Below are 23,718 nucleotides of genomic sequence, written 5' to 3'. Positions count from 1 at the left end.
CCGCGTTTTCTTTGGGGGCGTTGCCCCCGCCGCCTTTCAGGCGACTCCCCCGAGGTATTTTAGCCAAGCTGAAAGGGGCCGCGCGGTGGTCGGCTCAGCTCTTTTTGGTGGCCCCTTTGCGCACATGTTTAGCCAGCCGCGAGGGGATCGACTTCTTGCGATCCTTGTAGGGATTGGCGTCGGCCTGGCTGCGCATATGCAGGCGAATGGGCGTTCCGGGCATGTCAAAGTCCTCTCGCAACCCATTGACAAGATAGCGAGAGTAGCTTTCCGGCAGTTTCTCGGGCATCGAACACATGACCACGAATCCCGGCGGCCGTGTCTTGGCCTGGGTCATGTAGCGCAGCTTGATACGGCGCCCGGATGGTGCGGGGGGCGGATGCGCCTCGACCATGCCCGCCAGCCATCGGTTCAGCGTCGCGGTCGGGACCCGGCGGTTCCAGACATCATAGGCCCGCACAATCGCCTGTTGCAGCCGGTCGAGCCCCCGGCCCGTCTTGGCCGACACCGTGACAAGCGGCGCGCCACGCAGCTGCGGCAGAAGCCGTTCGAAAGCCTCGCGCATGTCGCGCAGTTTTTCCTGCTTGTGCTCTTCGAGGTCCCACTTGTTGACAGCGACGACAACCGCGCGGCCCTCGCGTTCCGCCAGATCAGCGATGCGGAGATCCTGCTGTTCGAAGGGGATGGCAGCGTCGAGCAGCACCACCACGATCTCGGCGAATTTCACCGCGCGCAGACCGTCGGAGACGGAGAGCTTTTCCAGCTTTTCCTGAACCTTGGCTTTTTTGCGCATCCCGGCGGTGTCGAAGATCCGCATCGGGGTACCGTCCCAATCCACGGTCACGGCGATGGAATCGCGGGTGATCCCGGCCTCGGGTCCGGTCAGCAGACGGTCCTCGCCGATAATCTTATTGATCAGGGTGGATTTTCCCGCATTCGGGCGGCCGATGACAGCGATCTGAAGGGGTTTGGTGCGCTCTGACGCCTCCTCGCCATCTTCGATGTCGATATCGGTGACCGCCTCCTCGGCCTTGGCCTCTGCCGCTTCGATGAGCGGGGACAGGACCACGGCCAGTTCGGCCATTCCCTCGCCATGCTCCGCCGACAGCGCCAGCGGATCGCCAAGCCCTAGCCCGAAGGCCTCGAACACACCCGCCTCGGCGGCGCGGCCTTCGGCCTTGTTGGCGGCCAGAATCACCGGTGTGCCCGAGCGGCGCAGGATATCGGCAAAGACCTCATCCGTGGGCGTGATCCCGGTGCGGGCATCGACGAGGAAAAGGCAGGCATCGGCCAGACCCACGGCGCGTTCGGTCAGGCGGCGCATGCGGCCCGGCAGGCTGTCATCATTGGCGTCTTCCAGCCCCGCCGTGTCCATCACGGTAAAACGCAGGTCGCCAAGGCGAGCGGCCCCCTCGCGCAGATCACGCGTCACGCCGGGCTGGTCATCGACCAGCGCCAGTTTCTTGCCCACGAGGCGGTTGAACAGCGTCGACTTGCCCACATTGGGACGCCCGACAATGGCCAGAACGAAGCTCATCGGCCCGTTATCCTTACTCTATCCAGATCGCGCGGCATAACGCGGCTGACAGGCAATGAAAAGCCGTCGTGACGCCAAACCCCCGAAAAAACCTGTGCGATGCGATCAGCGGAAGGCGTGCAGCCGCCCGGCACCGGACACGACATAGAGCGTGCCCCCCACAACGATCGGATGCGCCGCCGCGCCACCGCGGATTTCGACGCGCGACAGTTCTGCCCCGCTTTCCGGGTCGAAGAAACGGATATTGCCGTCACCAGAGGCGACCACGAGGCGGCCCCCGGCCAGGATCGGGCCGTAATGCGTGAACACAGCCTGGCGGCGGCGTTCGCGCTCATTGACGTAAAGCGGCAGCTCGGTGCCCCAGATGCGAGAGCCGGTTTCGGCGTCCAGACGGATCAGCTCGTTGCGGTCGGACACGAAGAAGATGGAATCACCGGCCGGCAGCACCGGGGAATAGGCGCCATCCTGCGCGGTCCAGAGGCGTTCCCCCGAGGAGGCCTCCATCGCGACGACGCGACCGGACTGGTTGCCGGCATAAAGCGTATTGCCCACGATCACCGGGTCGCCGGTGATATCGTTGAGATCGTTATAGGCCACGCCCCGGCGCGCGCCTGCGACGGTCGTGCCCCAGACCCGGACGCCAGAGAGACGCAGGGTGGCCACAAGCTCGCCCGAGCCGAAGGGGAAGATCACCAGACGATCGGTCAGCGCGGGCGATGCGCCGCCGGACAGAACCGCCGTGGCCGGACCTGCGGGCAGTTGCCAGCGAATGCGGCCGTTTTCGGGGTTCAGCGACCAGGCCTGACTGTCGCGGCTGACCACATAGACGGAGTTATCGGTGACGGTCGGCGCGGTGATCCCGGCCCCGAGGCGCTGACGCCAGATGACCTCGCCATTGGCCGGTTGCAAGGCGATCAGCTCGCCATAGCCGGTGGTTGCATAGACGACGCCGCCCACGACCGCGAGGCCGCCACCGGACACGCCACCGCCGCGCTCGTAACCCGCCGTCAGATCGGCGGTCCAAAGCGTGCTACCATCGGTGCCAGTCGCGGTCAGCTGCGCGTCGGAATCGAGGGTGAAGATCCGGCCATCGGCCATGACGGGATCGGCGGTGATGCGGGCGCGGCGTGTATTTCCCTGCCCGATATCACTGGCCCAAAGCTCCACCGGCGCAGCGGACAGGGACAGATGCGGAACCACATTGCGCGTGGTCAGGGACCGCATGGGCCAGCTGTCGAGAGTGACCGGCTCAGCCAGCGAAATCGGAGCTGCGGTATCCTCTGCTACCTCGGGTGCCTCGATACCGGGAAAGGCCTGATCCAGCGGCGTGCGGGTGCCGAAGCGATCTCCTTCGAGAATGACCTCGCGTTCTGCACATGCGGCCAGCATGGCGAGCAATCCGAGCCCAAGGAAACCAATGCTGATCTTGTTCATCTGACTGCCGCCTCTTCAAACCGTTCAACCACCGGCACCCTGCCCCTTATTGTTCGGGGGCGCTTTCTGCTGCCGGGGGCTCTTCCCCCTCGTCTACCGGAGCCTCGGCACCGGCTTCCTCTTCGGTCGCTGTCTCAGACCCGTCGGTCGCGGTGTCCTCCACCGGGGCCGGATCCTGCAGGGCAGCGCCGGATTCCAATGCCACAATCAACTGAGACGCGCGCTGTTGCAAGCCCGGCGTGGCTTCGCTGTCGTCTTCCAACAGGCGCAACAGCGCGATTGCGGCCTCCCGATCGCCATTGCTGACATGCAAAAGTGCCTGCTGTTCCATCGCCAGCGGGCGATAGGGGCGGCCCGGTCGCGCCAGCTGGTCAAGTTCGGCCATCGCGGTGGCAAAGTCCTGCGGGGCCAGCATATGGGCCTTGAGCAAGGCAAGGTCGCGGTAGCGTTCCGGCAAGGCGGTGTCCACGGCGATGCTGCGCAAGCTTGCGGCAGCCTCCTCGGGGCTTTCGCCATTGGCCTGTTCCCCGGCTAGAAGCATTGCCAGAAGCACTCGGGCATTTTCGCTCGTGGGAGTGATCTCGGACAGGGCCGCCTGACGCGCTTCCGCGTCGTCATTGTCAAGGGCGGCGATCAGAGCGTCCCCGAACGCCTCGGAGGCCGCGCGTTCCTGCGCCAGCGAGTATTCCCACCAAGCGGCGGCCGCGACAATCGCAACCACCAGCAGAACCGGAATCCAGCCCCATTTCCGGAACAGACGGAACAGCCGGTCACGGCGAAGCTCTTCGTTGACCTCTTCGATGAAACTGTCGGTATTGGCCATGTTCGCCCCAATATCTGGGCCATTCCCGGCCCGCGTGTCACTCGTTACCGCCTCTTAACGCGAGATGCGCCCCGGGAACAAGTCTCCGCAGCCGTCTGGGGTGATCCAAGCCCCGGAAATCCAGAGGGGAACGCAAAAAAGTGAACTGGTCAGTTCAGTCTTGCAGCCGGATTCCATAAAAAGTAAACTAAACGGACTGGTTCAGCGTAATAGCGGGTTGAAACGGTGATCAAAGGCTCAGATGTAGGGCCGACGGAACCAGGCCCGCTACAAGAGGCGAATGATGCGTATTTTTTCGATTATAACGGCGATCCTCGTGTGCGCAGTGATCTACGGCGTGGTAATGGAGCGCGAGCGTCTGGTGGAATTCGCCAACGGGTTTCGCGCCTCCACAGAAGTGCCGGTAGCCGAAGACCCCTCTCCGGCCGCCGAGCTTGCGGAAGAAGAGACCGCCGTGGCCCTGCCAGAAGGCACCGTATCCGTTGTTGTGCGCCGCTCGGTCGCGGAAGAGGTCGACTCGGCGGTTCTGCTTCGGGGCCGCACGGAAGCCGCCCGGCAGGTCGAAGTGCGGGCCGAAACGTCTGGCCGCATCATCTCTGACCCGATCCGCGCCGGGGCCTTCGTGGAGGAAGGCCAGCTTCTGTGCCAGATAGATCCCGGCACCCGCGAAGCCGCGCTGGCCGAGGCCGAAGCACGCTTGCTGGAGGCGCAGGCACGACTGCCCGAAGCCGAAGCACAATTGCCCGCCGCACGGGCCCGCGTGGCTGAAGCACAAGCCAGCCTGATCGCCGCAGAAATCGACTCGAACGCCGCCAGCCGGCTCAGTGAAAGCGGCTTTGCCTCGGAAACCCGCGCCGCATCGGCCAGCGCCACGGTCAGCGCCGCCGAGGCCGGAATCGAGTCCGCCGCCGCTGGAGTTCAAGCGGCTCAGGCCGCCATTCAGGCCGCCCAAAGCGGCATCAGCGCCGCCGAGGCCGCCGTGCTGCGCGCCGAGCAGGAAATCGACAACCTTCGGATCCACGCCCCGTTCGAGGGCCTTCTGGAAAGCGACACCGCTGAAATCGGGTCGCTGATGCAGCCCGGATCGCTCTGCGCCACGGTCATCCAGCTCGATCCGATCAAGCTGGTCGGGTTCGTGCCAGAGGCCGAGGTCAGCCGGGTCGCCGTCGGTGCCAGCGCTGGCGCCCGCCTGGCAACCGGTCAGCAGGTTGTGGGCACGGTCACTTTCCTCAGCCGCTCTGCCGATCCACAGACACGGACCTTCCGGGTCGAAATCACGGTGGACAACACCGATCTGTCCATCAGCGACGGGCAGACCGCGGATATCCTGATCGCGTCGTCCGGGCAGATGGCGCATCTGCTTCCTTCCTCCGCCCTGACCCTGAATGATGAAGGTCTGCTCGGCCTGCGGATCGTGGACGAGACGAACACCGCCCGCTTCGCACCGGTCACTTATCTGCGTGACACGATGAACGGCGTGCTTCTGGCCGGCCTGCCGGACACGGCGGATGTGATCGTTGTGGGCCAGGAATTCGTGACCGATGGCGTGCCCGTGCAGCCCCACTACCAGGAGCTTTCGCAATGATGGGAATGGTGGACTGGGCCGCCTCACGCGCCCGGATGGTCGTGGCTTTCGTGGTGCTCTCCGTGGTCGTGGGCACCGCAGCCTATATCGGCCTGCCGAAAGAGGGCGAGCCCGATATCGACATTCCCGGCCTGTTCGTCTCGGTCCCCTTCCCCGGCATCTCGGCGGAAGACAGCGAACGCCTGCTGGTCCGCCCGATGGAAGCGGAGTTTCAGAATCTCGACGGGTTGCAGACCATCTCGGCCACCGCGGCAGAGGGCTATGCGGGTATCTTCCTGGAATTCGAGTTTGGCTGGGACAAGGACGCCACCATTGCCGAAGTCCGCGAGGCGATGGATGCTGCCGAGGCGCAGTTCCCGGACGGCGCCGAAAGCTATTCGATTAACGAAATCAACTTCTCCGAATTCCCGATCATCATCGTGGCCCTGTCTGGCGAGGCCCCGGAACGCACCTTGTTGCGACTGGCACAGGAGCTTCAGGATCGGCTGGAGGCCCTACCCCCCATCCTTGAGGCCGGACTTGCCGGGGGTCGGGATGAAATGGTCGAGGTCGTCATCGACCCGCTGGCGCTGGAGGCCTACAACGTCACCGCGCGAGAGTTGATCGACGCCGTGGTGAACAACAACCAGCTGATTGCGGCGGGCGAGGTTTCGACGGCCAGCGGGGCGATTTCCGTTTCGATCCCCTCCAGCTTCGAAACGACCGAAGACATCTACAACCTGCCGATCAAGGTGAATGGGGACCGGGTGGTGACCCTTGGCGATCTGGCCGAGATCCGCCTGACCTATGAAGACCGCGAAGGCACCGCCCGGTTCAACGGTGAAAACGCCATCGCATTGCAGGTCGTGAAACGGCTCGGTTTCAACATCATGGACACCGCCGCGCTGGTCAGGGCCGAGATCGAGGCCGCACAGGCCGAATGGCCAGAGGAACTGCGCCAGTCAGTGAGCGTGACCGCGACTCTGGACCAATCCGTGACTGTTCAGGGCATGGTCAGCCAGTTGGAAGGCTCGGTCCTGACCGCCATCGCGCTGGTGATGATCGTGGTGTTGGCGGCGCTTGGCACCCGCTCCGCCCTTCTGGTCGGTTTTGCGATCCCGACATCCTTCCTGCTGTGCTTCATCTTCCTCGGCATCATGGGGGTAACGATCTCCAACATTGTCATGTTCGGCCTGATCCTCGCCGTGGGCATGCTGGTGGACGGGGCCATCGTGGTCGTCGAATATGCCGACAAACGTCTGGCAGAGGGCGCCCGTCCCATGCAGGCCTATACGGATGCCGCCAAGCGGATGTTCTGGCCGATCGTCAGTTCGACCGCCACGACGCTTTGCGCCTTCCTGCCGATGCTGTTCTGGCCCGGCGTGCCCGGCGAATTCATGGGCATGCTGCCCGTGACGCTGATCTTCGTGCTGTCTGCCTCGCTGATCGTGGCGCTGATCTACCTGCCGGTTCTGGGTGGCGTCGCCGCCCGCTATTCGCGGCTGATCGACAACGGCACCGCCGTCGTCAAGGCGCTGATCCCTTGGTGGCCGGTTCGGGCGTTGCTGACTGCGGGCGCTGGCTACCTGATGTTCCTTGCTGCGCTGGAAACCATCAGCCCCGGCGGGCTGATCCCCGTCGCCCCCGAGGCCAGCGCCTTCCGCCAGATGCTGCCGGGCATGGTCATGTTCGTGGCGGCGGCCTCGCTCATGTCTGTCATGATCGGCTCTGTCGCCATTCATCGCAAACAGAAGCGAATCCGCGCGGGCTATCGGCGCAGCCCGTTCGGCTGGTTCATCCACGCCATCGTCGGCAACCCGGTGATGCCGCTGGTCACGATCGGTGCGGTCATCTTCTTCGTGGTCAGCGTCTTCGTCTACTTCCAGGCCAATAACAACGGTGTCGAGTTCTTCGTCGAATCAGAGCCCGAGAACGGCATCGTCTATGTCCGGGCCCGCGGCAACCTGTCGGTCGATGAAATGGACATGCTGGTGCGTCAGGTCGAGGCGAGGGTTCTGGCCACCGAAGGCGTGCGCGATGTCTTTGCCTTTTCCGGTCAGGGCGGGCTGAACAACAACACCGGCGGAGCGGAACAACCCCGCGACACGATCGGTCAGGTCCAGTTCGACCTTCTGCCCTGGGATGAACGGCCCGTTCTGGACGCGCCCGTATCCTTGCTTGGCGGTCTGATCCAGTTCCCCCGCACGGTGATCGACCCGGCCTATGATGGCGACACGATCCTCGCGGGCATGCAGGACGATCTTGACATGATCCCCGGCATCCGGACCGAGATCTTCAGCCAGTCCCGTGGCCCCTCCTCGGGCAAACCCGTGAACCTGCGTCTTGCGGGCGACAACTGGGAAGAGCTTCAGGAAGCCACCCGTCTCGTCCGCGACCGGTTTGAAGCCACCCCGGCCCTGACGCTGGTAGAAGATACCCTGCCCCTGCCCGGCGTCGATTGGGAACTGACCGTCGATGTCGAAGCCGCAGGCCGCTACGGCGCGAATGTGGCCACAGTTGGCGCCATGGTACAGCTTGTCACGCGCGGCATTCTGCTGGACACGATGCGGGTGCCGACCTCGGACGAAGAAATCGAGATCCGCGTCCGATTCCCGGAAGAGGCCCGCGTTCTGTCCACCCTCGACACGTTGCGCGTGCGCACCGCAGACGGGCTGGTCCCGCTGGCCAATTTCGTCACTCGCACCCCCGCGCCGCAACTGGCCGAGATCGACCGCCGCGACCAGAGCCGCATTTTCAACGTCCGCGCCGATGTGCTGGACGGGCTCGTGATGCTGACGGACACCGAAACCGGCGAAAGCTGGCTGGAGGATGCAACCGCCGCAGAGGGCAGCTTTGCCGTGCAGGAGGGCCTGCGCACGGGTGCGCTCACCCTCACGCCAGTCAACGCGAATGAACGCATTGCGGCCATCACTGAATGGCTGGAAACAGAAAACCCGCTGCCCGCCTCGGTCAGTTGGGAATGGGGTGGCGACCAGGAAGAGGAACAGGAAAGCCAGGCCTTCCTCGGGCAGGCCTTCGGGGCGGCGCTTGGGCTCATGTTCATCATCCTGCTGGCGCAGTTCAACTCGGTCTACAACTCGGTACTGGTGCTGCTAGCCGTGGTGCTGTCCACCGTCGGCGTCCTGATTGGCATGCTGGTCATGGACCAGACCTTCTCGATCATCATGACCGGCACGGGGATCGTCGCGCTTGCGGGGATCGTGGTGAACAACAACATTGTTCTGATCGACACCTATCAGGAATACAGCCGCTACATGCCGCAGCTGGAGGCGATCACCCGCACCGCAGAGGCGCGCATCCGCCCCGTGCTGCTCACCACCATCACGACGATGGCGGGTCTCATGCCGATGATGTACGGCATCAGCCTCGATTTCGCGGCAGGCGGCTATTCGGTCGACAGCCCCACGGCGCTCTGGTGGAAACAACTGGCAACGGCGGTGGTCTTCGGCCTGGGTGTGGCCACGGTGCTGACGCTGGTCCTGACCCCTTCACTGCTGGCACTCAGAGTCTGGTTCTGGACCATCCTGAGCTGGGTTGCCCGCGCCATTGGGCGTCTCGGTGCGCGAGGCGTCAGCCAGCGGGCCCAGGACTGGGCGCTGGCCCGCGCCGCCCGCCGCACCCGGCACCCGGAGATTCTGTGGGAAGAACCGCCACAGCCCGTGTTCATCATCGAGGCCCCGGAAGAGGCCCCCGCGCCCGAAAACCCGCCGCAGGAGGAAGAAGACGCCTCCACAGACGCACCGCTGCGCGCGGCGGAGTAACCCGATTTTCCCAAATCACAAGCACAAGGGGCAGACGGATCGCACCGCCTGCCCCTACTTCTTGGTCCAAATACTCCCGCCGAATGCATCCAGCGCCCGCCACGCGTGCGATCGTCAGAGGGGCACGTCCTACTCACCGCATATCCGTGGCAACGCGCTGCAACGAGGGCCCCGAAGGGGCTTGAGGCGCAGCGCTCTCCGGTCGACGCCGTAGGCGGCGAAACACCGGTCAGGCCGAGTGCAACCTCAGGACTCCGGCGTCCACCGCCATTTCCCATCTGCGGGCAGGTTCCCGGTCGCGGCAGTGCCATCTCCACCACTTTCACTTACGATCCGCAGGCTCGAACCCTGATCGTCTTCGCGCTCGGCCGCCTGCCGCGCCCACATCGAGGCATAGCGCCCGTTCAGCGCCAGCAGCTCCTCATGCGTCCCGCGCTCGGCAATCTCGCCTTTTTCCAGAACGATGATCTGGTTGCTTTCGACCACCGTGGACAGCCGGTGCGCGATGGTGATCACCGTGCGCCCCTGCCCCATCATCTTCAGCTCTTCCTGGATCTCGCGCTCGGTTTCGGTGTCAAGCGCGGAGGTCGCTTCATCCAGCAGCAGGATCGGCGGATCCTTCAGCAGCGTGCGCGCAATCCCCACCCGCTGCTTTTCCCCGCCAGACAGCTTCAGCCCGCGTTCGCCCACGGGTGTCTCGTACCCTTCCGGCAGGCTCTCGATGAAATCGTGGATCTTCGCCGCCCGCGCTGCCGCCTTGATCTCGGCGAAGCTCGCATCGGGGCGGCCATAGGCGATGTTATAGCGGATCGTATCGTTGAACAGCACCGTATCCTGCGGCACCACGCCGATGCGGGCGTGCAGGCTGGCTTGCGTGACCGACCGCAGATCCTGCCCGTCAATGCGGATCGCACCGCTGCCCACGTCGTAGAAGCGGAACAGAAGCCGCCCGATGGTGGACTTGCCCGACCCGGACGGCCCCACAAGCGCCACCGTGTGCCCCGGTGGCACGGCAAAAGACAGGCCCTTCAGGATCGGGCGCGCATCCTCATAGCCGAAACGCACATCTTCGAAAATCAGCTCGCCCTTGTCGCAGGTCAACTCTCGCGCATCCGATGCATCCACCACATCGGCGGGCTGTTCCAGCAGGTCGAACATCTCGCCCATGTCAACGAGTGCCTGGCGGATTTCCCGATAGACCGTGCCAAGGAAATTGAGCGGCATGGTGATCTGGATCATATAGGCGTTGACCATGACGAAATCGCCCACCGTCAGCGTGCCGTTATTCACGCCAACCGCGGCCATGACCATGACGATCACCAACCCGATGGTGATGATCACCGATTGACCGAAATTCAGGAAGCCAAGCGAATAGGCCGTTTTCAGCGCCGCGCGTTCGTATCCCGCCATGGCGCTGTCATAGCGCTCTGCCTCACGCTTCTCGGCCCCGAAATACTTGACCGTTTCGAAATTGAGCAGGCTGTCGATCGCCTTCTGATTGGCGTCGGTGTCCTGGTCGTTCATTTCCTTGCGGATCTTCACGCGCCACTCGGTCACCGCGAAGGTGAACCAGATGTAAATGGCGAGCGTCACGAGGACGACGACGAAATACCAGATGTCGAACAGCACGGCCAGAACGATGCCGATCAACAAAAGCTCAATCACCAGCGGCCCGATGGAAAACAGCAGGAAACGCAGCAGGAATTCAACGCCTTTCACACCGCGCTCGATGATCCGGCTGAGGCCGCCGGTCTTGCGGGTGATGTGATAGCGCAGCGACAGCGCGTGGATATGCTCGAAGGTTTCCAGTGCCAGTTGCCTAAGCGCCCGCTGGCCCACCTTGGCGAAGACAACGTCGCGCAGTTGCTGGAACCCCACGGCCATGGCCCGCGCCACGCCATAGGCCACGGTCAGCCCGACGGCCCCCATCATCAGCATGCCAGAGGGAGACAGCTCTCCTGACAGCACATCCACCGCATCGGCATAGAAAAACGGCGTATAGACTGCGATCAACCGCCCCAGAACCAGCATCGCCAGAGCCGCCAGCACCCGGTGTTTCACCCATGGATGGGCGTCGGGCCAGAGATAGGGCGCGACCTTGCGGATGGTGCGCCAGCCGCTGCGGCGGGCCTCGTAACCCTTGGGATGATCGGTCATGGTGGTGGGCGGCATGAAGCGGGCTTTCTGTCACGGATGGCGGAGCATTGCGCGCAACCTAAGCCCGCCCCGCCGGAATGACCAGATCACCTGGGCGCGACCCATATGTGCGGATGTGCCGAAGCATGGCTCAGTCGGTCCGCTCCGGCAGGGTGAAGATCTGGCCCGGATAGATCAGGTCCGGGTTGCGGATCTGATCTCGGTTGGCCTCGTAGATCTGCACATAGGCCACGCCCTCGCCAAAATGCTGCTGCGCAATGCCCCACAGCGTGTGCCCCCATTGCACGGTGATCACGTTCTCGCCCGAGGCCGAGGTGATCGCCGCAACGGCCTCCGGTTCTTCACGCAGGAAGGGCGTTTCGATCCGGCTTTGCACCGCGCCATCGGCGCTGACCTCGTCCAGACGCAGCGTGTAGGTGCCGGGATCGACCTGCGGCAACGCCGTGCGCCAGCCCCCCTGAAGGTTGATCGGGGCCAGATGGATGGGCTGGTTGTTGAGGTAGAAACGCACATCCGATTCCGCCGGGCCACGCCCCGCCAGAACCACGTCGCCAACCGTATCATAGGCAATGGTGTCCAGCGTCACCTGTGATTGCACCTGCGGGGCCTCGTCGCCCGACTGGATGACGCGGATGCCCTGACTGTCGGCCAGCAGAACGGTCGGTGTCTGAGGCTCCATCACCGGGCTGTCCTGCGGGGCTTCTGCCGGGCTGTCCGTCGCCGCCACTTGCGGCGAGCCGGAGGGGGACGCGCCGGAATCGTCCTCGGTCACAACGACATCGGGTTGCGAGGCGGGTTGCGTCTCTGCCTCAGCAGAGGAAACCGCCGCGCTTTCTTGCACAGCAGGAGCATCTGCCGCCTCCTGCGCGGCTGCCAGTTCCGTGGTCCCATCCGCTGCGCCGGGTGATGGGGCTGAGGAGTCCGCAACGTTCATGTCCACAATGGGCGAGTCGCCTGTCTCCTGCGCTGCGGCCAGATCCGGGTTCCCTCCCGCAGGAGCGGAAGCGTCACCCGAATCCGCCATATCCACATCCGCAGATGAGCCGCCCGCGCCTTGCGCTGCGGCCGGGTCCGTGTCCCCTTCAGCCGTGTCCGAAGCCGCAACGCTCACGCCCTCTGGCGCAGCCAGCCCCGTCGTGCCCTCGGATGCCTCAGAGGGGGCACTGTCTTCCGGGACGGTGACGGCATTTTCCTCAAGGCTGGCGGTTGCGATCTCCGGGCTGCTGTCCTCGACAGCCGGGGTTTCTGTCCCCTCGGCCGGGGCTGCCGGGTCCGCTGCACCCGATGCGCTTGCAATCTCGGGGCTGTCACGATCCGCCGGAGGCGCGTCCGTCGCCACCTCAACCGGTCCCGCCCCGTCGCCCGTATCCGGTTGAGGCACATTGGCGGTTTCAACGGTCACCTGCGGGGCATCGCCCGCAGCCGCCTGTGTCGGCCCTTCCGGACCGGCCCCGCTGGAGGGGGCATCGGCGCCAGCGTCAGTCTCCGAGACCGCCGCCGCATTTCCCGGCTGCAAGCCGCGGCTCAGGCCACCGCCAGAGCTTTCCTCGATGTCCAGCGACGCGATTTCCAGATCGGGCTCGCCTGCGCCATCTGAGTCCTCCGCAAGCGCCGATGGTTGCTCGGGTCCGCCACCTGGCGTCTCGTCCGCAACGGAGTCCGCGACCTCGGTGCCGTTTTCGCTGACCGGTGCGGTGCTGTCTTCGCCGCCAGCCGCAATGCCGGTCTGTTCGGGAAGATCGGGCGTGGCAGGGGCAAGAGGCGTGGTGCCACTGGCCGGGGGCGTGTCGGGCTCTGACGCCATGGCAAGCTCTGTCAAGCCGCTGTCGTCTGGCACATCCGGTCCGGTTGCGTTGGCAGCGGCAACCTCGGTGCCGGTGGCCGCACCCACGGGGCGCAGGGTCGGCGAGATGATAACGCTTTGTTCCGACACCAGAACCGATCCGTCCTCCATCAGCATCTCAAGGCTCAGGATACGAGGCAGTTCGGACGGTGGAATATCGAACATCGCCACGAAATCCCCGCCCGCATCGCTGCTTGCAAGGTGAATTTCCTGCCCGTCGAGAAGCAGGCGCAGTTCCGCATTGCTTTCGGCCTGACCGGCAATCAGCGCGCCCCCGGCGGCATCCACGCGAACCAGGTCGAAGCGCGGGGCGATGAGGTCGGGAAGGATGTCAGGCTCTGCCGGGGTCGCAGGTGAGGGAGTCTCGACTGCGACCTCCACATCCGGGTCGCTCACATCGGGATCGGGCGCCGCCACCGGATCGCTTGCGATCCCTTGCGGCACGCCTTCCGGCACCGGGTCTGGCCCGGGTGCAAAGATGACCTGATAGCCGACCACACCGACCACGGCGGCGACAGCCACCCCCGCCGCAACCGTGCCTAGCCCAAGTCCGGACCCTGCCGAAGCTGCCATATCTGCTCTCCCCTCAGGCCCCGGCACGTCCCCACATGCCGGCGCAGTTGTATGACCTTAGCAACAGGTCTATCACGGGTCAAAACACCATCAAGTCAGGTTCACCCATGTCCTATTCCGTTTGTGTCTACTGTGGCTCTCGTGCCGGTTTGTCCCCGCGCTACGCACAGGATGCCGAAGCGCTTGGCACGGCGCTGGCAGAAGGTGGCATGCGGCTCGTCTATGGCGCGGGCGATGTGGGGCTGATGGGCATCGTCGCGCGGGCGGCCATGGCCGCAGGCGGCGGCACGTTCGGGGTGATTCCAGAGCACCTGCTGAACATGGAGGTCGGCAAGCGCGATCTGGATACGTTCATCGTCACCGAAACCATGCATGAGCGCAAGAAAGTCATGGTGATGAATGCCGATGCCATCGTGGTGCTGCCGGGCGGTGCCGGATCGCTGGACGAGTTCTTCGAAGTGCTGACATGGCGCCAGCTCGGCCTGCATTCAAAGCCGATTTTCCTTCTGAACTCCGCAGGATACTGGGAAAAGCTAAGCGACCTTCTGACCCATATCGTCGGTCAGGGCTTTGCCGATTCCAGCCTGCTGGACTTCTTTCAGATCGTGGATGATGTGCCCGCGCTCATGTCCGGGCTCTACCGCGCGCAGAAGGGCTGAGCACCGACCAGCTGTAAAGCGCCAGCGCCAGCCAGATCATCGGCAGGGCAATGGCGTGCCAGTGGGAGACCGGCTCCAGCAGGACCAGCCAGGCCACGAGGAATTGCAGCGTCGGGTTCAGGTACTGGATGAGCCCCATGGACGACATCGGCACGCGCTTGGCCGCATAGGAAAACAGAATAAGCGGCACCGCCGTGACGGGGCCGCAGAGGACCAGCAGCAGCGCCTCCCACCAGCCCCAGAAAAACGCGCCCTGTCCCCAGATTGCCAGAAACGCCAGGGCAAAGGGCGTCAGCAGCAGGGTTTCGAGGGTGACGGACACCACCGGGCCTGCGTCGATCCAGCGTTTGAGCAGCCCGTAGGTGGCAAAACTGACCGCCAGAACGAGGCTGATCCACGGCGCGACGCCCAGACCGACCGTCAGGACCAGCACCGCCAGCGTGGCAAGCCCGACCGCCACCCCCTGAGCGCGGCTCAGGCTCTCGCGCAGCACCACAAGCCCGATCACCACCGCGACCAGCGGGTAGATGTAGTAGCCGATGGACGCCTCCAGCGCCCGGCCCGCGCCAATGGCGAAAATGAAGATGAACCAGTTGCGCGAGATGGTCAGTGATGAAAAACAGGAAATGCCCAACTGTCGCTTGTCGCCAAGCCCGGTCCAGATTTCGCCGAATCGACCTTGGAGGGCCAGGACCAGGCCAAAGCTGACGAAGGACCAGATGGTACGATGGACCAACACCTCGGACGGAGCGACATGAGAAAGCTCTCTGTAGAAGATCGGCGCCAGCCCCCAGATGGCGCAGGCCAGGATCAGGGCCAGGATACCCTTTTGCATCTCGGTCATGGCCACTCGGTCCCCGTCGATCTCATCCCACCCCTTTCATGAGGGCCGAATGTGGTCAAGCAGCACCGGTATTGCTGTAAGCACGAAAAAACCCGCCGGTGAAGATCACCGACGGGTTCGCATGTGTCTGCTTGTCCAGAAAACCGATTAGCCGGCGAGGCGTGCGGCCACGTTTTCCCAGTTCACCAGCTTGTTCAGGAAGTTGTCGAGGTAAGCCGGGCGCTTGTTGCGGAAGTCGATGTAGTAGGAATGTTCCCACACATCGCAGCCCAGAAGCGCGGTCTGACCGAAGCAGAGCGGGTTGACGCCGTTCTCGGTCTTGGTGACGGCGAGCGAGCCGTCGGCATTCTTCACCAGCCAGCACCAGCCGGAGCCGAACTGGCCCGCGCCTGCGGCGGCGAATTGCGACTTGAACTCATCGACCGAGCCGAAGCTTTCGGTCAGGGCCGCTTCCAGCTCACCGGGCATGGCGCTTTCGCCGGGGCCCATCATTTCCCAGAACTGGTTGTGGTTCCAGAGCTGGCTGATGTTGTTGAAGATGCCGTTCTGCGCAACGGCAGAGGCGTTGTAGGTGCCCACGATGATCTCTTCCATCGACTTGTTTTCCCACTCGGTCCCGGCAATCAGCTTGTTGCCGTTGTCGACATAAGCCTTGTGGTGCAGGTCGTGGTGGTATTCCAGCGTCTCGGCGGACATGCCGAGATCGGCCAGTGCATCATGAGCGTAGGGAAGGTCAGGAAGTTCAAAAGCCATTGTAAGGGCCCCTCTTGTTCGCGTGGGTATTCGGATACTCTCTACCTGAGGCCCAAGCCCCGGTTGGTCAAGCGTTTCGGTCAGGTTTTTCACCTGCGGAAATGCAGGTGACCGGTCCCGGCCAATGCGCGCTACCCGTGCCGACGGGCGGGATTGCGCTTCTAAGCGCCATGAAGAAAGGGCCTTGGAAGGCCCTTTTCAACGCGCATTCGAATGCGCGTGACAAAGGGGTTTCGAAACCGCTTCCCCACCCCAACCGTCAGGCTCAGAAATATCCGACTTCCGAGCCGTCCTTGGCAGACAGCGCCAGCAGGTCGAAGACATACTGCGCAACGGACCGGAAACAGATGACCGAAAACTGGTCGTCCCCGCTTTGCCAGATCGCCGCAGGCACCTGCGCCATGCGGGTGCGGCGCATTTCACCGGGACCAAAGCTCTCGGGATGCAGATCGGCGGGTGCCAGCTTGGCAATCGCTTCCCGCGCATGTGGTCCTTCCACTCGGAACAGAGCGCGGGCATCCGAGACATTGGCGACGGTCGCATGTTCCCCGGCCAGGGCGGTGGACAGCGTGGCGACAGCGGCCTCCGCCTCCTCATGGGGGACCATGATCAGCAGCTCGTCGCGCGACATCCAGGCCACGGCCTTGTCATCGCCCGTCTTGATCTCTCGCTGGCCGGGCATCTCGACACCCGCCAGCCCGGTCACGGCGGCAATCAGCTTGCTGTTGGACAGATCCCCGCGCAGGGTGATCATCCCGGCAAGCCCCGCCTCTTCCACGCGGGTCCGGCCCTCGGCCACCGCGCCCATCAATGCACTGACGTCAGACATTCTGCTTCTCCCCTTCCGGGTCGTAGAACACCGGGTTCACGATTTTCGCGGGCACCGTGGTGCCATCCACCTTGTTGAACTCGATCACTTCGCCCATCCGGTCCGGCCCGTTCAGAACCAGCCCCATGGCGATGCCCTTGCCCAGAGTGGGCGAGTGATATGTCGACGTGATCCGACCCTGGGTATTTCCCTGCCCGTTGGCATTGGTGCCGGAGGCCACCGCGTAGGAACCATCAGGGATTACTGACCCATCCAGCGTTTCCAGCCCAACCAGTTTCCAGCGGGTCGGATCGGTCATGTGGCTGCGCTCCTGCGCGCGTTTGCCCAGGTAGTCCTCTTTCTTCTTCGAGATCGCCCAGCCAAGGCCCAGATCCTGCGGGATCACGGTACCGTCGGTTTCGTCGCCGATCATGATGAAGCCCTTCTCGGCCCGCATGATATGCAGCGCCTCGGTGCCGTAGGCGGTGGCGTTCCATTCGGCACCCGACTCGTGCAGCGCGTCCCAGAAAGCGCGGCCCTGGCTGGCGGGAACGGCAATCTCGAAGCTGAGCTCGCCCGAGAAGGAGATACGGAAGACGCGGGTGTTGAAACCGCCGATCTTGCCCTCAGCCCACCCCATGAAGGGCAGCGCCTCGGCGGACAGGTCCATATCCGTGCCCAGTTTTTCCAGCAGTTTGCGCGCATTGGGGCCGACGACGGCAACTTGCGCAAATTGCTCAGTCACGTTGACGGTGTGCACCTTCCAGTCCCACCATTCGCATTGCAGCCAGTCTTCCATATGGGCATGGGTATGTTCCGCCCCGCCCGAGGTGGTGTGGACAAGGAACGTATCCTCGTCGATCCGCGCCACGACACCGTCATCCATCAGGAAGCCGTTTTCGTTGCACATCAGGCCATAGCGGCATTTGCCGGGCTTCAGGGTGCTCATCATGTTGGTGTAGAGCATATCCATGAAGCGGCCCGCATCGGGCCCCTTGACTATGATCTTGCCAAGGGTCGAGGCGTCGAGCAGTCCGAGGCTGTTGCGGGTTGCCAGAACCTCGCGGTGGACCGCCTGTTCATGGGTTTCGCCCGCACGCGGGTAACAATAGGGACGGCGCCAGTGGCCCACGGGCTCCATGTAGGCACCCTGTTCCTCGTGCCAGGCATGCATCGGCGTGCGGCGCAGCGGCTGGAACACGTCCCCGCGCGCCTCGCCCGCGATGGCGCCCATGGAAATGGGCGTGTAGGGCGGGCGGAAGGTGGTGGTGCCGACGTTGGGAATCTCGTCGTTCAGCGCCGAGGCAAGGGTTGCCAAACCGTTGATATTGCTGAGCTTCCCCTGATCCGTGGCCATGCCAAGCGTGGTATAACGCTTAGTGTGTTCGACGCTTTCATAGCCTTCCTGCGCGGCAAGCCGCACGTCGGAAACCTTCACGTCGTTCTGATAGTCCAGCCACATCTTCATGCGTTTCGCGGGGCCAGCGCCCTGCGGCATGATCCAGACAGCCTCCATCGGGGTCTCGTGCGGGTCATTGGCGAACGGCGCGGAAGCGGTGGCGGAGAGGCCAAGTGCCTTGGCTACCCTTACCGCCGCGTTGCTGCCAGAGGCCAGTGCATCGGCAGAGCCAAGCACACCATCGGCAGCGCCCGCGGCTGTCACGAAGGGCTTGCCGTCATGGCTGGTGGGCGCGCGGTCATGGTCGGGGCGGAAACAGGCCTGCGCCGCGTCCCAGGTCAGCTTGCCGCCGCAATGGGACCACAGGTGCACGACCGGCGACCAGCCGCCCGACATGGCAACCGCTTCGCAGGCGATCTCTTCGGTAACGGCGCCTTCCCCGGCCTGCGCACAAAGCGCCACGCCGGTCACGGCTTTCTTGCCCTTCACCGACGCGATGCCGGTCCCGGTCAGAACCCGGATGCCGGCGGCGCGGGCCGCTTCGGGCAGATCGCCGGTTACGGTGGCGCGGGCGTCCACGATGGCGGGCACGGCCAGACCGGCCCCATGCAGCGCCAGCGCGGTTCGGTAGGCGTCGTCGTTATTGGTCACGACCACGGTCCGATCACCGGGGCTGACACCCCAGTTCACCACGTAATCGCGCACGGCAGAGGCCAGCATCACACCGGGAATGTCGTTGCCTGCGAAAGACAGGGGCCGTTCCAGCGCGCCGGTTGCGGTGATGACCTGCTTGGCGCGGATGCGCCACAGGCGATGGCGCGGGCCATCCATTTCAGGCGCATGATCGGTCAGACGTTCATAGGCCAGCACATAGCCATGGTCATAGACGCCCGAGGCCATGGTGCGGCTGCGAACGCGCACATTGTCCATGCCTTCAAGGGTTTGCAGGGCGTTCTTGATCCATTCATCGGCAGGCTGGCCGTCGATCTCGACCCCATCTACGGGCGCGCGGCCACCCCAATGGGCGGTTTGTTCCACCAGCAGCACCCGTGCGCCAGTGGCCCCTGCGGTCAGCGCGGCCTGAAGACCGGCGATGCCGCCACCCACGATCATCACATCGACGAAGGCATAGAAATGCTCATACCGATCCGCGTCGCGGTCCTTGGGGGCTTTGCCCAGACCGGCGGAATGACGGACGATGGGTTCAAAAAGGTGCTTCCACGCCGGACGCGGGAACATGAAGGTCTTGTAGTAGAATCCCGCCGGGAAGAATTTCGCGAGGCTGTTGTTCACGGCGCCTACGTCGAATTCGAGGCTCGGCCAGTGGTTCTGGCTTTCCGCCTCCAGCCCATCGAAAAGCTCGGTCGTGGTGGCCCGCTGGTTCGGTTCGAACCGCGATCCCTTGCCGATGCCCATCAGCGCATTGGGCTCCTCCGCGCCCGAGGCCACGACGCCACGCGGACGGTGATATTTGAAGGACCGGCCCATCAGAATCTGACCATTGGCCAGCAAAGCGGAGGCCAGCGTGTCGCCGGCATAACCGGTCAGGCGCTTGCCGTTGAAAGTGAAGTCGCGGGCGGCGCTGCGGTCGATCAGGCGACCGCCGGAAGACAGACGGGTGCTCATGCCTCAATGCTCCAGTCGGGGCGGCGGGCCGCAATGGCGTCGATGACGTGTTTGGGCGGTTCCGGGGTCTGGGCCGAATAGGTGGCGAAGACCTCCAGCGTGTTGGTGCAGCGGGCCGCGAGGAACCACTTGCCGCAGCCATTCGCGTGCCGCCAGCGTTCAAAATGCACGCCCTTGGGGTTCGCGCGGTGGAAGAGGTAGCCCTCAAACTCCTCGTCCGAGGAGCCGGGGCCGTAGCGCTTCAGATGCGCCTCGCCACCGGGGGCGAGTTCCGTTTCATCGGCCATCACGCCGCAGCAGGGGCATTCCAGGATCAGCATTTCTCGCTCTTCCCCTTGTAGATTACTTCGGTTTCCGATCCGGGCGCAGGAAAATTCTTCTGGAAGAATTTTCGACCCGAAGAATTTTCCAGAAAATTCTTCCTGCCGACCATCAGTGCGCCACTCCGGCCGCGACGCTTTCGTCGATGAAGCGGCCTTCCCTGAAGCGGTTGAGGCCGAATTCGGCGGTCAGCGGCGAGTAGCCGCGTGCCATCAGCTCGGCAAAGCCCCAGCCGGAGCCGGGGATCGCCTTGAAGCCGCCGGTGCCCCATCCGCAGTTGATGAAGATACCCTCCACGGGCGTCTTGGACAGGATGGGCGAGCGGTCGCCGGTCATGTCCACGATCCCGCCCCACTGGCGCAGCTGCTTGAGGCGCGAGATCATCGGGAAGGTTTCCACCAGCGCGCGCACGGTCTCCTCGATATGATGGAACGACCCGCGTTGCGTGTAGTTGTTGTACCCGTCCGCGCCGCCGCCGATGACCATCTCGCCCTTATCCGACTGGCTCATGTAGCCGTGCACGGTGTTGGCCATGACGACGCAATCCATGCAGGGTTTGATGGGTTCGGAGACAAGCGCTTGCAGCGCCACGGATTCGATCGGCAGGCGGAAGCCCGCCATATCGGCCAGCACGCCGGAATGGCCCGCCACGACGATGCCCAGTTTTTTGGTGCCGATAAAGCCGCGCGAGGTTTCGACGCCGACAACAGCGCCGTTTTCCTTGCGGATGCCGGTCACTTCCGTCTTCTGGATGATGTCCATGCCCATGTCGGAACAGGCCCGCGCATAGCCCCAGGCCACGGCGTCGTGCCGGGCGGTGCCTCCGCGCGCCTGCCAGAGGCCGCCCAGAACCGGGTAGCGCGGCCCGTCGAGATTGATGATCGGCACGATTTCCTTGACGCGCTGAGGACTGATGAACTCGGTCTTCACCCCCTGAAGCGCGTTGGCATGGGCCGTCCGCTGGTAGCCGCGCACCTCGTGATGAGTCTGGGCCAGCATGATGACGCCGCGGGGGCTGAACATCACGTTGTAGTTCAGATCCTGGCTCATCGTCTCGTAGAGGCTGCGGGCCTTCTCATAGATCGCGGCAGAGGCGTCCTGAAGGTAGTTCGAGCGGATGATGGTGGTGTTGCGGCCCGTATTGCCGCCGCCAAGCCAGCCCTTTTCGATCACCGCGACATTGGTGATGCCGAAATTCTTGCCCAGATAGAAGGCGGTGGCGAGCCCATGCCCCCCTGCCCCCACGATGATCGCATCATAGGATTTCTTCGGCTCAGGCGAGGCCCAGGCCCGTTCCCATCCCTGATGGTAGCGGGCGGCTTCGCGGGCGATGGCAAAGGCGGAATAACGGCGCATGGTAATCCCCGACGGCTGCGTGCCCGAACTACATGCTGGATTGCGCCCGATCCGGTCCACCCCCCGGCGGCATTTCGCAAGGAAAATGCGACAAGGCGCGCAGTGGGATGTCGCTTTTCGGGCCGGTTTGGGGCTTTTGATACGGCCTTGCGGTGTATAGATGTGTCCAGAAGGATAAGCGCGGAGGGATCATGGGTTTCTGGATGCTGGCAGGGCTGCTGTCTTTGCTGATCGGCGCGGCGCTGGTCATGGCCGCGTGGCGGTCTCGTGACGCGGCCGATCCGACGGCGGCCTATGATCTGCAGGTTTATCGTGACCAGCTGCGCGAGATCGACAAGGACCTGGCGCGTGGAGTTCTGACCGAGGACGAGGCCGAACGCACCCGCACAGAGGTCGCCCGCCGGGTGCTGGAGGCCGACCGCGCGTTGCAGGCCCAGACAGCGGAGGCACATGCCGGGCGTCCGCAGCGCATTACCGTCGTGGCGGGAGTTGCCGTGGTGATTACGGGGGCCTTCTGGCTCTATAACATCATCGGTGCGCCGGGCTACCCGGACCTTCCGATCGAGACGCGGATATCCCTCGTCGAACAGGCCCGCGCCGAACGACCGACCCAAGCGGAGGCAGAGGCGGGCGCCCCCAGCCAGACTCGCGAAGACCCGGACCCGCGCCGGGCCGAACTGGTGGCGGAATTGCGTGAAACCATGCGCGATCACCCCGATGAACCGGAGGGGCTGCGCCTTCTGGCCTTCGAGGAGGCGCGCGTTGGCAACTACGTCGCGGCCCGAACGGCACAGGCGCATCTGATCGAGGTCTTGGGGGACGAGGCCACGGCGCAGCACCGGCTGGACCTGGCGGAGATGATGTTCATGGCCGCCGGTGGCTATGTCTCGCCGGAGGCCGAAGCGCTGCTGAACAGCGTCCTGCAGGAAGATCGCATGAACGGCGCCGCGCGCTATTACGTCGGGCTGATGTATGCCCAACAGGGGCGCCCCGATCTGGGCTATCCGATCTGGCGCAACCTGTTGGCCGAGAGCGAGCCCGACGCCCCCTGGCTGACCGCCATCCGCGAACAGATCGAGATTGTCGCGGCCATGGCGGGCGATGACATCTCGGTCGAACAACTGCCACAGCCGCCCCTGCCCAACCAGCCCGGCCCCACAGCCGAAGATATCGAAGCCGCAGGCGCGATGTCGGCAGAAGACCGACAGGCGATGATCGAAAGCATGGTTGCGGGTCTTTCCGAACGGCTGGCCAACGAGGGCGGCACGCCCGAGGAATGGGCGCGGCTGATCTCTGCCTATATCGTGCTGGGGCAACCGGACCGGGCGCGGCCGATCTATCAGGAGGCCCTGTCCGCCTTTGCCCGGTCTGATGCGGCGCTTGAAATCATCCGTGCAGCGGGTGCGCCGCTTGATGCAGCCGGCGATATGCCCTTGCCGGACGATGCCCCCCTGCGGGAGCCAGACGAGTGATCTTCGAAGATGTTGCGGCCTTTGCCGCCGCCCTGCCGCCCATGCGCGCCCTTGCCGGGCTCGATCTTGGCACCAAGACCATCGGCGTAGCCGTATCCGACCCGTTCCTCAGCGTCTCGACGCCGCTGGAAACCATCCGTCGGGTGAAATTCACCCAGGATGCTGCGGCCTTGCAGAAGATCCTGACGCATCGGTCTGTTGGCGGGCTGGTGCTCGGCCTGCCGATGAACATGGATGGCAGCGAAGGCCCCCGCGCTCAGGCCACCCGCGCCTTTGCCCGCAATCTGGACCGGCTTGTGGATATGCCCATCACCTTCTGGGACGAACGCCTGTCCACCGTGGCCGCCGAACGGGCGCTGTTGGAGGCGGATACGTCCCGAAAACGTCGCGCAGAGGTGATCGACCATGTTGCCGCCGGGTTTATCCTGCAAGGGGCGCTGGACAGGCTGGCCCATTTGAAAGGTGCCGATGGATGACGGATCAGGTCTGGAAACGCGACGAGATCGAAAGCCCCTGCGTGAAGATCTGCGTGGTGCATCCTGAGGCGAGGCTGTGCACCGGCTGCCTGCGCTCCATCGACGAGATCGGGGCCTGGAGCCGCATGTCGCCCGAGGATCGCCACCGCATCATGGCGGAGCTGCCGGGGCGCCAAAGCCTGATCCAGAAGCGACGGGGCGGCCGCGCGGCCCGATTGAAGCGCGACCTCTGACAATCGTTCAGAACGTCCCAACGGGGCGGTGGAAGGATCTTGCAAGATCCTTGAAAGG

The 23,718-nt window shown here is 64.2% G+C and carries 17 protein-coding genes; 6 read left to right on the top strand and 11 right to left on the bottom strand.

Features of this window, described 5'->3' with window-relative positions:
• Positions 1 to 94: 94 nt before the first annotated feature.
• From der to ACOOEX_RS08920, 3 genes are all read right to left on the bottom strand, one after another.
• Positions 95 to 1,537 (bottom strand): ribosome biogenesis GTPase Der, encoded by a 1,443-nt coding sequence (der, locus tag ACOOEX_RS08930; RefSeq protein ID WP_420398072.1) that lies wholly within the window; start codon positions 1,535 to 1,537, stop codon positions 95 to 97.
• A 105-nt stretch (positions 1,538 to 1,642) separates the two neighbouring features.
• Positions 1,643 to 2,971, bottom strand: coding sequence for a PQQ-binding-like beta-propeller repeat protein (locus ACOOEX_RS08925; RefSeq protein ID WP_420398071.1), 1,329 nt, complete (start codon positions 2,969 to 2,971; stop codon positions 1,643 to 1,645).
• Positions 2,972 to 3,017: 46 nt separating this feature from the next.
• Positions 3,018 to 3,794 (bottom strand): tetratricopeptide repeat protein, encoded by a 777-nt coding sequence (locus ACOOEX_RS08920; RefSeq protein ID WP_420398070.1) that lies wholly within the window; start codon positions 3,792 to 3,794, stop codon positions 3,018 to 3,020.
• 283 nt (positions 3,795 to 4,077) lie between these two features.
• Here ACOOEX_RS08920 and ACOOEX_RS08915 point away from each other — a divergent pair, with 283 nt between their 5' ends.
• Positions 4,078 to 5,379, top strand: a complete 1,302-nt coding sequence (locus ACOOEX_RS08915; protein WP_420398355.1) for an efflux RND transporter periplasmic adaptor subunit — start codon at positions 4,078 to 4,080, stop codon at positions 5,377 to 5,379.
• A complete protein-coding gene (locus ACOOEX_RS08910) occupies positions 5,376 to 9,140 on the top strand; it encodes an efflux RND transporter permease subunit (protein WP_420398069.1) in 3,765 nt (1,254 codons plus the stop codon). Before ACOOEX_RS08915 ends, ACOOEX_RS08910 begins: the two co-directional genes overlap by 4 nt.
• 246 nt (positions 9,141 to 9,386) lie before the next feature.
• On the opposite strand, the gene ACOOEX_RS08905 is transcribed toward ACOOEX_RS08910, so the two are convergent.
• Positions 9,387 to 11,312, bottom strand: coding sequence for an ABCB family ABC transporter ATP-binding protein/permease (locus ACOOEX_RS08905; RefSeq protein ID WP_420398068.1), 1,926 nt, complete (start codon positions 11,310 to 11,312; stop codon positions 9,387 to 9,389).
• Between the two features lie 115 nt (positions 11,313 to 11,427).
• The gene (locus ACOOEX_RS08900; protein ID WP_420398067.1) at positions 11,428 to 13,713 is read right to left on the bottom strand and encodes a LysM peptidoglycan-binding domain-containing protein; all 2,286 of its coding nucleotides are present in this window, start codon (positions 13,711 to 13,713) and stop codon (positions 11,428 to 11,430) included.
• A 107-nt stretch (positions 13,714 to 13,820) separates the two neighbouring features.
• Here ACOOEX_RS08900 and ACOOEX_RS08895 point away from each other — a divergent pair, with 107 nt between their 5' ends.
• A complete protein-coding gene (locus tag ACOOEX_RS08895) occupies positions 13,821 to 14,372 on the top strand; it encodes a TIGR00730 family Rossman fold protein (protein WP_420398066.1) in 552 nt (183 codons plus the stop codon).
• On the opposite strand, the gene rarD is transcribed toward ACOOEX_RS08895, so the two are convergent.
• From rarD to ACOOEX_RS08865, 6 genes are all read right to left on the bottom strand, one after another.
• Positions 14,338 to 15,216: an EamA family transporter RarD gene (rarD, locus tag ACOOEX_RS08890; RefSeq protein ID WP_420398065.1), complete on the bottom strand. Its 879-nt coding sequence runs from the start codon at positions 15,214 to 15,216 to the stop codon at positions 14,338 to 14,340. The two genes, ACOOEX_RS08895 and rarD, sit on opposite strands and share 35 nt — an antisense overlap.
• 147 nt (positions 15,217 to 15,363) lie before the next feature.
• Positions 15,364 to 15,969, bottom strand: a complete 606-nt coding sequence (locus tag ACOOEX_RS08885; RefSeq protein WP_420398064.1) for a superoxide dismutase — start codon at positions 15,967 to 15,969, stop codon at positions 15,364 to 15,366.
• A 265-nt stretch (positions 15,970 to 16,234) separates the two neighbouring features.
• Positions 16,235 to 16,798: a sarcosine oxidase subunit gamma gene (locus ACOOEX_RS08880; protein ID WP_420398063.1), complete on the bottom strand. Its 564-nt coding sequence runs from the start codon at positions 16,796 to 16,798 to the stop codon at positions 16,235 to 16,237.
• Positions 16,791 to 19,802 carry a sarcosine oxidase subunit alpha family protein gene (locus tag ACOOEX_RS08875; RefSeq protein ID WP_420398062.1) on the bottom strand — a complete coding sequence of 1,004 codons (3,012 nt, stop codon included), beginning with the start codon at positions 19,800 to 19,802 and terminating at the stop codon, positions 16,791 to 16,793. The genes ACOOEX_RS08880 and ACOOEX_RS08875 overlap by 8 nt, the downstream gene beginning before the upstream one ends.
• The gene (locus ACOOEX_RS08870; RefSeq protein WP_420398061.1) at positions 19,799 to 20,122 is read right to left on the bottom strand and encodes a sarcosine oxidase subunit delta; all 324 of its coding nucleotides are present in this window, start codon (positions 20,120 to 20,122) and stop codon (positions 19,799 to 19,801) included. The genes ACOOEX_RS08875 and ACOOEX_RS08870 overlap by 4 nt, the downstream gene beginning before the upstream one ends.
• Before the next feature lie 112 nt (positions 20,123 to 20,234).
• The gene (locus ACOOEX_RS08865) at positions 20,235 to 21,479 is read right to left on the bottom strand and encodes a sarcosine oxidase subunit beta family protein (protein WP_420398060.1); all 1,245 of its coding nucleotides are present in this window, start codon (positions 21,477 to 21,479) and stop codon (positions 20,235 to 20,237) included.
• A 191-nt stretch (positions 21,480 to 21,670) separates the two neighbouring features.
• Here ACOOEX_RS08865 and ccmI point away from each other — a divergent pair, with 191 nt between their 5' ends.
• Genes ccmI through ACOOEX_RS08850 form a run of 3 tightly spaced genes read left to right on the top strand, consistent with a single transcriptional unit; the run spans position 21,671 to position 23,660 of the window.
• The gene (ccmI, locus tag ACOOEX_RS08860; RefSeq protein ID WP_420398059.1) at positions 21,671 to 22,951 is read left to right on the top strand and encodes a c-type cytochrome biogenesis protein CcmI; all 1,281 of its coding nucleotides are present in this window, start codon (positions 21,671 to 21,673) and stop codon (positions 22,949 to 22,951) included.
• A complete protein-coding gene (ruvX, locus tag ACOOEX_RS08855; RefSeq protein ID WP_420398058.1) occupies positions 22,948 to 23,427 on the top strand; it encodes a Holliday junction resolvase RuvX in 480 nt (159 codons plus the stop codon). The genes ccmI and ruvX overlap by 4 nt, the downstream gene beginning before the upstream one ends.
• On the top strand, positions 23,424 to 23,660 hold the full coding sequence (locus ACOOEX_RS08850) for a DUF1289 domain-containing protein (protein ID WP_420398057.1): 237 nt from the start codon (positions 23,424 to 23,426) through the stop codon (positions 23,658 to 23,660). Before ruvX ends, ACOOEX_RS08850 begins: the two co-directional genes overlap by 4 nt.
• Positions 23,661 to 23,718 lie beyond the last annotated feature (58 nt).

The organism is Nioella sp. (assembly GCF_965215655.1).
GTDB lineage: Bacteria > Pseudomonadota > Alphaproteobacteria > Rhodobacterales > Rhodobacteraceae > Nioella.
The sequence above is the reverse complement of the archived record's forward strand: the minus strand, read 5'-3'. Positions and strand labels throughout refer to the sequence as shown.